The 12,368-nt window shown below is 68.9% G+C and carries 7 protein-coding genes and 1 pseudogene; all 8 read left to right on the top strand.

Annotated features, from left to right (window positions below):
- The first annotated feature begins 65 nt into the window (after positions 1 to 65).
- Positions 66 to 1,772 carry a dynamin family protein gene (locus tag TFC3_RS00580; RefSeq protein ID WP_067494092.1) on the top strand — a complete coding sequence of 569 codons (1,707 nt, stop codon included), beginning with the start codon at positions 66 to 68 and terminating at the stop codon, positions 1,770 to 1,772.
- Positions 1,769 to 3,463, top strand: coding sequence for a GTPase family protein (locus tag TFC3_RS00575; protein WP_082771788.1), 1,695 nt, complete (start codon positions 1,769 to 1,771; stop codon positions 3,461 to 3,463). The genes TFC3_RS00580 and TFC3_RS00575 overlap by 4 nt, the downstream gene beginning before the upstream one ends.
- A gap of 35 nt (positions 3,464 to 3,498) precedes the next feature.
- A complete protein-coding gene (locus tag TFC3_RS00570) occupies positions 3,499 to 4,722 on the top strand; it encodes a hypothetical protein (RefSeq protein WP_067494089.1) in 1,224 nt (407 codons plus the stop codon).
- Positions 4,723 to 6,910: 2,188 nt separating this feature from the next.
- A complete protein-coding gene (gene pdhA, locus TFC3_RS00560) occupies positions 6,911 to 8,050 on the top strand; it encodes a pyruvate dehydrogenase (acetyl-transferring) E1 component subunit alpha (RefSeq protein WP_067494083.1) in 1,140 nt (379 codons plus the stop codon).
- Entirely contained in the window at positions 8,047 to 9,036 is a 990-nt protein-coding gene (locus tag TFC3_RS00555) for an alpha-ketoacid dehydrogenase subunit beta (protein WP_067494081.1), read from the top strand. Before pdhA ends, TFC3_RS00555 begins: the two co-directional genes overlap by 4 nt.
- A complete protein-coding gene (locus TFC3_RS00550) occupies positions 9,033 to 10,445 on the top strand; it encodes a dihydrolipoamide acetyltransferase family protein (RefSeq protein WP_173745355.1) in 1,413 nt (470 codons plus the stop codon). Before TFC3_RS00555 ends, TFC3_RS00550 begins: the two co-directional genes overlap by 4 nt.
- A 164-nt stretch (positions 10,446 to 10,609) precedes the next feature.
- Positions 10,610 to 10,747 (top strand): hypothetical protein, encoded by a 138-nt coding sequence (locus tag TFC3_RS38440; RefSeq protein ID WP_173745284.1) that lies wholly within the window; start codon positions 10,610 to 10,612, stop codon positions 10,745 to 10,747.
- 388 nt (positions 10,748 to 11,135) lie between these two features.
- A pseudogene (locus tag TFC3_RS37690) lies at positions 11,136 to 12,368 on the top strand (hypothetical protein); the annotation flags it as partial.

Genomic DNA, 12,368 nt, shown 5'->3' with positions numbered 1-12,368 from the left:
GGCCCACCCCGGGTACCCCAGCCGGCCCGAGCGCCCCAGCGAAAACCGCCGAGCCACCGCCAGCCTTGGGCGCCCTGGCCACCGCGCTCTCCAACCTGCGGGCGACCATCGGCGGGACCTCGTACCCGCTGGTGTTGCCGTCGGCCGAGGAGGCGCGGCGGGTTGGTACAGCGCTGGTATCGCAGCTTGATGACTACCTGTTGCCACGGCTGGCACGGTTGGATGCCCCACTGCTCGTGGTTGTGGGCGGGTCGACCGGGGCCGGGAAGTCGACGCTGGTCAACAGCTTGGTTCGGGCTCCGGTCAGTGCTTCCGGGGTGCTCCGGCCCACTACTCGGTCTCCGGTGCTGGTGAGCCACCCGGCGGATGAGTCGTGGTTCCGCAAGGGTGAGTTGTTGCCGGGCCTTACTCGTACCACTGAATCCAGCAACGATCCGCAGACCTTGCAGTTGGTCTCGGCGCCGGCGCTGGGGCCTGGCCTTGCTTTCCTGGACGCACCGGACATCGATTCCGTGGTGGACAGGAACAGGCAGTTGGCGGCTCAACTGCTGGCGGCTGCGGATCTGTGGTTGTTCGTGACTACTGCTGCTCGCTACGCTGACGCCGTACCGTGGGAACTTCTCAAAACGGCTCGGTTGCGCGGCACTGTCATTGCGCTGGTGCTGGACCGCGTGCCTCAGGAGGCGGCTCCGGAGATCTCGGCGCATCTGGCCGAGATGCTGACCAATCACGACATGGGTGCGGCTCCCCTGTTCGTCCTGCCGGAGACCACTCTGGACGGCCAAGGGTTGCTCTCCGAGGACGTGACGCGGCAGCTTCACACGTGGTTTGCCCAGCTTGCGGCGGATGCCAATGCGCGTGGGGCCGTTGTCCGGCAGACGCTGGATGGGGCGCTGGCTGCGCTGGGACCGGCGGTTGCGGGGCTGGCGGCGGCCGCGGATGAGCAAGCTGTGGTGGCGTCTGCTTTGGACGAGCGGGTCACCGCGGCTTACCGCACCGGGCGGCGCAACATCGAGGACGGTCTCAAGGACGGGCGGCTGCTGCGCGGTGAGGTGCTGGCGCGCTGGCAGGAGTTCGTGGGGACCGGCGAGTTCTTGAAGACGTTGGAGTCGCGGGTCGGGCAGTTGCGGGACCGGGTCGTGTCGGCCTTCACCGGGCGGCCGGCGCCGGGGCGCAACCTGCAGAATGCTCTCGAATCGCAGCTTGTCACGCTGGTACGAGGGGTGGCCTCCGACGCGGCCGAGCAGGCTTACGCGGCGTGGTCGTCGTACCCCGCAGGTGTTGAGCTCTTGGAGCCGGCCCTGCAGAAACCGTCTGCCGACCTCCCGGAACGCGCCGAACGCATGGTGCGGGACTGGCAGCAATACGTGCTTGACCTGGTACGCAAGGAAGCCGGCGATAAGCGAATAGTGGCCCGGGGAGCCGCGTACGCAGTCAACGGCATCGGTCTGGCCGTGATGATCGCGGTCTTCACCTCAACGGCGTTCATCCCCACCGGCGCCGAGGTCGCTGTCGGCGCGGGCACCACCGTGGCGGCGCAGAAGGTCCTCGAAGCGGTCTTCGGCGACCAGGCCATCCGCACGCTGGCAGCCCGGGCGCGCACCGAACTACTGAAGCGGGTTAACGTGCTGCTCGACGCGGAAGCGGCCCGCTACACCGACCGCACCACCGCCGTGGGCCTGGAGCTTGAGCCGGGCACTACGCTGCGGCAGGCCGCCGCGGACGTGGAACGGGCCAGGGAGGAACTCGCGTTGACCGGGACGTCGTCATGAGCAGCCTTGCCGACCGCGTGCGGCGCGCGCTGGGCAACGACGACCGCGTGAATGTCGAACAGCTCACCGAACGACTGTCGGCGCTGGAGCGGTTCCTGCGGGTGACCGATCCGTACCTGCCCGACAGCAACCTGGTCGCCGCGCACACGCTTGTCGAACGCGCCGGTGGCCGGTTGGCTCTCTCGCAGGACCACACGGTGGTGGCGCTGGCCGGCAGCACCGGCAGCGGCAAGTCGAGCCTGTTCAACGCGCTCGCGCGGCTCAAGCTGTCGCCGGTGGGCGTGCGCCGGCCGACGACCGGTGTCGCGCACGCCTGTGTGTGGGGTCCGCTGGAACCGGCCAACCGGCTGCTGGACTGGGTCGGAGTGCTGCCGCGGCAGCGATTCATCCGGGAAAGCGCCCTGGATGGCGACGACGAGGCTGCCCTGCGCGGTCTGGTGCTGCTCGACCTGCCCGACTTCGACTCGATCGAGCAGAGCCACCGGCTCGAGGTGGACCGCCTGCTCGGGCTGGTGGACCAGGTCGTCTGGGTTGTCGACCCGCAGAAGTACGGCGACCGCATCCTGCACAACGCCTACTTGAAGCAGTTCCGCTCGCTCACCGACGTCACCGTGGTGGTGCTCAACCAGGCGGACCGGCTCAACCCGAGCGACACCGAGATCGTGCTCACCGACCTCAAGCGGCTGCTGGAGGAGGACGGGCTGACCGGCGTGCCGGCCCTGGCGACCTCGGCCAAGCAGCCGGGCATGCTCACCGAGCTGCGCGCGTCGCTGGAGAAGACGGTAGCCGAGCGGCAGGCGGCGCTGCGCCGGTTGGCCGGTGACCTGGACGCGGTCAGCGACCAGTTGGCCGCCACCATCGGTCCGCCGGCCGCCGAGGACGAGGTGGATCGGGCGACCGTGCGCCAGCTAACCGATGCGTTGGCGGCTTCGGCGGGCGTACCGGCCGTGGTCGAGGCCACGTCCGGGGCTTACCGGCACCGGGCGATCGCCAACACCGGCTGGCCGTTGATCCGCGGGGTGCGCAAGCTACGGCCGGATCCGTTGAAGCGGCTGCACATCGACACCGAAGGCGTGGCCCCCTTCTTCGAGGACGAAGATCAAGGAGCGCCGGTTCCCCGTACGTCAGTGCCCGACGCTGATGCGGCCCAGAAAAGTGCAGTGGGCCTTTCGGTACGAGCAGTCGCCGCCCGCGCCGCCGCTCCTCTGCCCGAGGTATGGGCCCCCGCGCTCAACAACGCGGCCCGCTCCAAGCTGCACGACTTGCCCGACGCGCTCGACCGTGCCATTGCCAAAACGGACCTCGGCATGAGCCGCAAGCCATTCTGGTGGACCGCCGTGGGAATCCTGCAATGGCTGCTCACCATCGCCGCGATCGCCGGTCTGGGCTGGCTTCTGACCGGGTACGCGATGCGCGCCCTCGGTCTGCCCAAACTCGACTATCCCGAGGTCGGCGTGGTGCCACTGCCCACGTTGTTGCTGCTCGGCGGCCTGGTCCTGGGCTTGTTGCTGGCCATGCTGCTGCGCCCGATCGTCAACGCCGGGGCTCGCCGGGCTCAGCGCCGGGCCGAGCACCGCCTGCGCCAGTCGGTGACCGAGGTGGGCCGCGAACATGTGGTGGCGCCGGTGCGTGAGGTGCTGCATGCGTACGCCCAAGCCCGCGAGTCGCTCACCGTCGTCCGTTCGGAATAGGGCCTGCGGGCTGCTGTCCCGGTAGGCTCGGCGGCATGGCAGCACCTCAAAATCCGTACGACGCGGTCCTGCACGCGGCCCGCGACGTGGCGAAGCTCGGCTGCGCCCTGGACGCGGAGATGCTGGGCACCGCCCTGCTCGGCAGCGTGTACTCGGTAGCCTCCACAGACCGGGCTCAGGCGGTACGCACCTTCGTGGGCGAGTTCCTCGCCGCCACCACCCGCCGGCGCACAGCCTCCGCAACCACGATCCGCGCGGTGTTCGCGGCCCTGGTGCCCGACGCCACCGGCGCGGCCGAGGTGAAAAGGGGTGCGCAAACCCCGGCCTGGGCCGGCCAACTCGCCCGGGTGCGTCCCACAGGCTGTTACGCGTACGGCGATGTCTACGGTGACCAGACCTCGTACCTGGTCACGTTCGCCTACGAGGACACCGAGGACGGCGGCCCCGAGCACGCCGTGGTGGCGCTCGTCGACCACAACATCGGCATCACCAAGGACGTCTTCGTGGGCGGCCCAGCCGAACGCATCCTCGGCCAGGTCCGCGAGATGTGCGCAACCGACGAACTGACCTGGTTCCGCGAGGAAGACCCGGCCCGCCTGCGCGCCGAAGTCGACCGCCACCTCGAGATTACCGACGACCTGACGGATTTGCCGCAGGACGGCAGCTTCGCCACCGACCGTGCCCTGGCCACAGCGCGGCTGGCGCTGCTGCCCAAGTCCGCGGTCCCGCCGCTCCCCGAGCCGCCCGAGCTCAGCGGACCCGACCGCGAACGCCTGCTCCGCGACTTCCTGGCCTCACCCGAAGCCACCCGCTTCACCCTGGACAAGGTGGCCGCCGATGATGAGCTGGCCTCCCTGCACTTCTGTCTGAGCCTGATCCTCGACCACGCGGCCAGCCTGCCCGACCCGGATCCGCTGCGCTGGAGCCCGGCCGTGGCGGGGCTGTTCCTGCTGGACTGGGTTCACCGCCGCGCCGTCCTGGACATGGACGACGCAGCCATGCTGCCCCGGGTGACGCGAGCCTGGTCGGCGTACGCGATGAGAAAGAAGGGCCTCCCCGACGCCGCAACCGAGCAGACGGACACGGTGGTCGAGGAAATGATCCCCGAGTTCGCCCGCCTCTACGCCACCGGCGAAAAGCGCAGCCCAGCCACGGCGGCGGTAGCCCAGCTCATCTCCGAAGGCGTGGACCCCAACGACCCCGAAGCCATCGACGCCTGGATCGAAACCAACCGCAACCGCCTCTCCGACGACACCTGAGCACTCAACGACTGTTGCTGGCCCGCCCCCGGTCGAAGTGCCGGACCGCCCCCCGAACCTCGGCACCGCGGTAAAGATGGTCGGCTGGGCGGTTTCCCGTGAACTTGGCCGCCTGCGAGCGATGGCTGTTGTGGCCAGGGTCGATCTGCCGAGCGAGCCGGAGGTTCCGCGGGCGGTCAATCATCGGTGTCCTCCGGGGTTGAATGGTGCGCGGTTCGATCGCTGGCGGTGCGGTCGCTGATTCGGCGGTACGGCGAGTGGGGACCGTTTGCGGTCGGCATGCGCTCGCTTGTGGCTGGCTCGCGCTCGCTTGCGGTGGGGGTCCGGTCGTTTGTGGTGGGTGCTTCATCGCTTGTAGAGCGGGTGCTTGAACCGCGGATGCTTGAGTGGCGGTCGCGTTTGTTGCCGGCGTTCGAGTCGGGGTCGCGGGTGCCCGAGTTTTCGATCCCTGAGTAGCGGTCGCTCGTGTTGCGGGTCCTTGAGCCAGGGTCGCGGGTGTCGTGGTCGCTGGTGTCGCGGGTGCCAGCGTGGGGGCTTGAATCGTGGGTGCTTGAGCTGTGGCTGCGCGAAGCACGGTGGCTCACGCTGCGGACGTGTGAGCTGTAGCCGGACGAGCGTGCCCTGCTGTCCAGGTGACGGCGGCTCCCGGAGCTGCGGTGATGAGCCGAGCCGTCACCCGCATCCGAGCCGTCTTTGCTTGAGCTACCGCCGCCCGAACCGTGATCGCACTCCGATCCATGACCGCCGGAACCGTCATCGTTACCTCCGCTCGAACCGTCACCGCCCGACCCGTCACCGCCATCCGAGCCGTGGTCATCGGGATCGTGGTCTCCGCCTGCGCCGCCGTCACCGCCTGCGCCGCCGTCACCGTCCGAGCCGCCGTCACCGTCCGAGCCGCCGTGATCACCCGGGTCGCCCCCCCCCCCCCCCCCCCCCACCCGGGCGGGGGTCACGGGGACGGTGGCCCCCCCCGGCCCCCCCGTCCCCGCCTGCGCCGCCGTCACCGTCCGCGCCGCCGTCACCGTCCGAGCCGCCGTGATCACCCGGGTCGCTGGGGCCGGCACCGGGGTTGGGGTCTCGGGGGGTAACCGGCTTGACCGGTGGCAGCGGCTTACCGGGCTGTCCCGGTCCCTCGGGGTCACCGGGGTCACCGGGCAATCCCGGCCACCCAGGCGAACCAGGCCGAACCGGTGAAGCAGGCCGATCTGGCGCAGGTCGCTCAGGCTTATCAGGCGCGGGCACAGGCGGACCAGGCGCAGGCCGGCCCGGCACAGAAGGCCGGCCAGGCAAGTTAGCCCCATCACGTCCCCAGGAGTTTCCAGACGATGACCGAGACGATTCCCCAAAGGCCCCAGAGACCCCAGAGGACCGAGAGGCCCCAGAGGACCCAGGCCTCGAAGGAGACCCAGCAGGCGAGCCGGAACGTACAGGCGACGGGCTTTGGACGTACGGCGGAATCGGTTTCTTCTTCTGTCCTTGTCCGTGGATGCCGGCGGTCGGCGACGGTGCTGGACTTACCTGGATCGGCCCGCTGGAGGCCGGCGGGATGAATGGCACATCTGTTACGCGCGGGCGTTCCTCGGCGAGTTGGCTTGAGCCTGCGGTGATCGCTGCGAGCGTTGGAAGCGATGCCAGTCCGACCAGCATTACCACGATCAGCACATAACGACGGGTTGTGCCGGTGAAGCCTTCGGCGCTGTAGACGCCGTTGAGCCGCTTGCGCAACACCTTCATCGGTGGCACCAGCGGGTCGTCGTTCGGCTGCTCCGGCACGGCCGGCACCCTCCCCTGAGTAAAGATCAACATGGATCCGTTGCTGCTGGAGGGGCAAACGAGGATCGCCTGGTTGAGCAGCGGGGGCGGGCGGGCGTTCCGACGGAAGTGAGGGTACGAATGTTTCTTATGGGGGCAAATAAGGACAGCTATGAGGGTTGAAGATTTCAGATCTGTGATCGACCTGACCTGTGGCGACCCTCACGTTCTCTGCGAGGATGAGGGTGGACGGCACCGCCGCCGTCACCTTCGCGAACAGCGGAGCGCGGTGGGGGTCGTCACTCCCCGGCGGGGTCTTTGATCACGTCGACGGACCGCGCGGCAACCTCACCCGGGCCAGGCGCGGCAGACCACCGGACGGCCGCGCGGACGGGCGACACCCGCCGTGGGCGCAGAGATGAACAGGGAGACACGAATGGCGAACGGCGAAAGCGAAGCCGGGGTAGGCGCCCCGGCCGGCGGTTTCGTTCAACTGCTCACCCCCGATGGTGAGCGCGTCGACAGCGTCACCACGGCGGAGGGTGTGACGTACTCGGTCAGCTTCAGCGACGACGAGTACCGCGACCTTTACAAGGACCTCGTCACGGTCCGCCGCCTCGACGCCGAGGCAACCGCCCTGCAGCGCCAGGGCGAGCTGGGGATCTGGGCGAGCCTGCTGGGCCAGGAAGCGGCGCAGGTCGGTTCCGGACGTGCGCTGCGGCCGCAGGACATGGCCTTCCCGACCTACCGCGAGCACGGCGTTCTCTACTGCCGCGGAATCGACCCGATCATGCCGTTCGGCCTCTTCCGCGGCGTTGACCAGGGCGGCTGGGACCCGAACGAGTTCAAGTTCAACACGTACACGATCGTCATCGGCTCGCAGACGTTGCACGCGACCGGCTATGCCATGGGCGTGACCATGGACGGCAAGACCGGCAGCCCGGACGGTGAGGCGGTCATCGCTTACTTCGGCGACGGCGCTACCAGCCAGGGCGAGGTCAACGAGTCGTTCGTGTGGGCCGGCGTGTTCCACGCGCCGATGGTCTTCTTCTGCCAGAACAACCAATACGCGATCTCGGAGCCGCTTGAGCGCCAGACGCGCATCCCGCTTTACCGGCGGGCGGCGGGCTTTGGATTCCCCGGAGTACGAATTGACGGCAACGATGTGCTCGCCACCTATGCGGTGACCCGGGCGGCCCTCGACAACGCGCGCAACGGGCAGGGTCCGACTCTGATCGAGGCGTACACGTACCGGATGGGCGCGCACACCAGCTCGGACGATCCGACCCGCTACCGCATCGCGAGCGAGGTCGAGTCGTGGAAGGCCAAGGACCCGATCAGCCGGCTCAAGGCGTTCCTGAGCAAGCAGCAGCTCGCCGATGACGACTTCTTCGGCCAGGTCGACGACGACGCCCGCAAGCTCGCCCTGCACCTGCGCGAACGCGTGCTTGCCATGCCGGATCCGCAGCCCATCTCACTGTTCGACAACGTCTATCCGAACGGCTCGCCGGTCGTGGACGCGCAACGCCAGCAGTTCACCGAATACCAGGCATCGTTCGAGGGGAGCGCCCACTGATGTCCGAAACGCTCACTCTCGGCAAGGCGCTGAACCACGGTCTGCGGCGCGCCCTCGAGTCCGACCCCAAGGTCGTCATCATGGGCGAGGACGTCGGCAAGCTCGGCGGCGTGTTCCGGATCACCGATGGCCTGCAGAAGGACTTCGGCGAGAACCGGGTCATCGACACCCCGCTGGCCGAGGCCGGCATTGTGGGAACCGCTGTTGGTCTGGCCATCCGGGGCTACCGGCCGGTCTGCGAGATCCAGTTCGACGGCTTCGTCTTCCCGGCCTACAACCAGATCGTCGCGCAGGTCGCGAAGATGTACTACCGGTCGCTGGGCAACGTGCGGCTGCCGATCGTGATCCGCATCCCGTTCGGCGGGGGCATCGGCGCGGTCGAGCACCACTCCGAGTCGCCCGAGGCCTACTTCGCCCACACCCCCGGGCTCAAGGTCGTGACCTGCTCGAACCCGGCCGACGCCTACGCGATGATCCAGCAGGCGATCACCTCGGATGACCCGATCATCTTCTTCGAGCCCAAGCGGCGGTACTGGGAGAAGGGCGAGGTCGACCTGTCGCTGGCGCCGCAGGATTCGTACCCGCTGCACGCTTCTCGCATCGCCCGCGAAGGCAGGGATGCCACCCTGATCGCTTACGGTCCGATGGTCCGGGTCGCGCTGGACGCGGCAGCGGCTGCCGAGGAGGACGGCCGCAGCCTGGAGGTCATTGACCTGCGCACGCTGTCCCCGTTGGATCTCGACCCGGTGTTCGCCTCGGTGCGCAAGACCGGTCGGGCCGTGATGGTGCACGAAGCTCCGGGCAACGCCGGGCTGGGTGCTGAGGTTGCCGCCCGCATCACCGAGGAGTGCTTCTACTCCCTGGAGGCGCCGGTGCTGCGCGTGACCGGTTTTGATGTTCCCTACCCGGCCGCCCGCGTCGAGGAGGAGTATCTGCCGGACCTGGACCGGGTACTCGACGCCGTCGACCGTTCGTTCGGATGGTGACGCCGATGTCGCGGATCAAGGACTTTGCGCTGCCCGACCTCGGTGAGGGCCTGACCGAGGGCGAGATCCTTACCTGGCTGGTCAGCGTGGGCGACACCATCGAACTCAACCAGCCCATCGTGGAGGTCGAAACCGCAAAGGCAGCGGTGGAGATCCCGGCGAAGTGGGCCGGCGTGGTGGCGAAGATCCACGTCGAGGCGGGTACGACCGTCGAGGTGGGCGCGCCCATCGTCTCCATCGACACCGACCCGCATGGTGGCCCGGTTCCCTCGGCTGAATCCCTCGCCGCGGTGGAGATCGCGCCGGCCGAGGGTGCTGTCGAGCCCGGCCTGATCGGCGGTCCGGCCCCTGGCGGGCGCACGGCGGTACTCGTTGGTTACGGCCCGAAATCGGTCACTGCCAAGAGACGACCCCGATTGGGTACGTCCACAGCTACCGCTTCCGCCGCCACTCCCCCGGCTCCGGCGGTTGCACCTGCCGCTCCTCCTGCTCCAGCCGCTCCTTCTGCTCCAGCCGCGCCTGCTGCGCCTTCGCGGGTCCTGGCTAAGCCGCCTGTTCGTAAGCTTGCCAAGGATCTCGGGATCGATCTGCTGTCACTGGTGGGCAGCGGGCCGCTCGGTTCGGTGACGCGCTCCGACGTACTGTCCGCTTCCGCAGTTGTCTTGCCTTCTTTGCCGGCCGTTGCGACGCCTGCTGTCAACGGCTCCCGCGAGCAGCGGATCCCGATCAAGGGCGTCCGGAAGCTGACCGCGGAGAACATGGTCGCCTCGGCGTTCACCGCCCCGCACGTCACGGAGTTCTTGACCGTCGACGTGACCCGGACAGTGAAGGCGCTGGAGCGGTTGAAGGCGCGACCGGAGTTCCGCGATGTCCGGCTGTCGCCGCTGCTGTTCGTGGCCAAGGCGGTCCTGCTCGCGATCAAGCGTCACCCGATGGTCAACTCGACCTGGTCCGGGGCGACGAACGAGATCGTGGTCAAGGATTACGTCAATCTGGGGATCGCGGCGGCGACTGAACGCGGGCTGATCGTGCCGAACATCAAGGATGCGGGCGAGTTGAGCCTGCGCGAGATGGCCGAGGGGCTGAATGGTCTGGTGCAGGTTGCGAAAACCGGCAAAACACCACCATCCGACATGTCCGGCGGCACGTTCTCCATCTCCAACGTAGGCGTCTTCGGCGTCGACACCGGCACGCCGATCCTGCCCCCGGGCGAGTCGGCGATCCTGGCGTTCGGCGTGATCCGCCCGACGCCGTGGGTCCACAAGGGAAAGATCAAGATTCGCCAGGTCACCACGCTCGGGCTGTCGTTCGACCACCGCATCATCGATGGCGAGCTCGGCTCCAAGTTCCTGCGCGACATCGGCCGTTTCCTGGAGGACCCGGCCGACGCCCTACTTTCCTGGACCTGACTTCATTCGGCCAATCGGCACCAAACCTTCGATCCTTAGGCAGGTAAGCGGGATCACCCTGTTAATCGTTGGCTTCTTCGGCTCCGGCGCGGAACAATAGTTCTAGTGCCGGAGCCGAGGGCACAGCCGACGAGGCCAACGAAGGCCAGGGGGAGCAGCACCGCATGAGCACCATCGACCGCATCCGCAGCCGCCGTCTTGCGAAGCGCGACGCTCGCGCTATCGAGCGCGCGTGGAAGGCCGCACCCACGCAGTCCATGCGCGACGAGATCGTCATCTTCTCGCAGCAGCGCGTGTTCTGATAGTAACTCTCAGTAGAACTTTCATCGTCGCGCACTCTGATCGCCACCTGATCGACGCGACGTCCCGAGACCCCAGCCAATGCACCGGCTGGGGTCTCGGGCTGTTCCGAACCTTCTTCGCGACCCTGGTCACGGCGATTCAACCCGTCATTGATGACTTTTGTCCTACGTGTGCATGATCACGTTCGGTCGTTCCGCAGCACTTCCGACGCTCCGGACGGCGTACACCGGGATTCCTACTGTCGGCTACGACCGGTACGGTTGGGCACGGCCACCCGCCCTGGCTCGGCCGGCCGGGTCGACGTGACCGGGGTCATGCCCAGCTCTGCAAGGTCGGCCGCGTCCGTGCATAAGCTGGCACGGCCGACAGTCATTGGAGGAGGCGGTTATGACGTCCGAGGGCCAGCAGTCCGGCCGGCAGCCGGGGGCCGCGGGCAGCGGAGCCGACCAGTTCGGGTCCGACTCTTTCCCGCCAGATACCAACGGCTCCCGCACCGCCGAGCCGTCCTACCCGCACGCCCAGGAGTCGATCCCAAGCGGATACGGCCCACCACCGCAGGCGACGCCCAACGGCGGCTCCCCATTCGTGGTTCCCGCGGTGCCCCCGGCCGGCCAGGCCCAGCCCGGCCCCACCTTCGGCCCCGGCGCGGCCCAGTTCGGCTCGACCTCCCCGGCCGCCGGCTCGTCCGCCGAGGCCACCATCGCCCCCGGCGGCGGCGTCTCCGACGTGCCCTCGGGCTGGAGCCCACCGGTAACGCCCCCCAACGCCTCCTTCGAGCCCACCATGCGCCCGGCCCAGGGCAACCTGCTCCCGCAGCGCAACCCGGGCAACGCCGGGGGCCCCCTGGCCGGCCCGGTAGGCGAGTTCAACGGCTTCGCCCCAACCCGGGCCCCGTCGCCAGAGCTGCCCCGCCGCTCCCCCGGCGAAGGCCGCGGCCCGTTCGAGCGTGGCGCCAACGCCGCCGCTCCGGCCGAACGCCCGCCCGGCATCTCCGCCTTCGGTGACCAGCGCGTCCGCGTACCCGGGGCAACCCTCACCGACTACCCGGACGCTCCCGGCTCCTCGCCGGCCGCTTCTCCGTCTTCACCGGCTTCGTCGGACCCCGCGTCTTCACCCTCATCGAGCTTCGCGTCTTCGCCTTCCTCCGGGTTTGCGCCTTCGCCGGCCGCTTCACCTTCTTCCGGCTTCGCGCCTTCGCCTTCTTCCGGCTTCGCGCCCTCGTCTTCGTCCGGCTTCGCGCCCTCGCCGGCCGCTTCTTCGTCCTCGGACGTCAGCGGCTTCCCGGTGCGCGGTGACGCGCCGCAGGGCGCCAGCTTCCCGCTGCGCAGCACGTCGGCAACCGCGCGCGACGACTCCGAGTCGTCCCCGTTCGGCCCGTCCAGCACCGACTCCCCGTTCGCGCGCGCCTCGCTCGACGACTCCCCCTCCGGCGGTTACCCCCAGCGCGTACCCGGAGCATCCTTCGGCGACCCGGACAACGGCAGCCCCAGCAGCTCGTACCCCCAGCGCGTCCCCGGCGCCGCCCTGGCCACCGGCGGAGCCCCGGTCCCCCAGCCCCGCGACGCCGCCGAGGCGGACGCCGCGGGGCTGGGGGACCGGGGCTCCGCCGGTGGCCAGGGC

Source organism: Actinoplanes sp. TFC3 (genome assembly GCF_001553785.1).
Lineage (GTDB): Bacteria > Actinomycetota > Actinomycetes > Mycobacteriales > Micromonosporaceae > Actinoplanes.
This window is presented reverse-complemented; position numbering and strand designations above follow the sequence as displayed.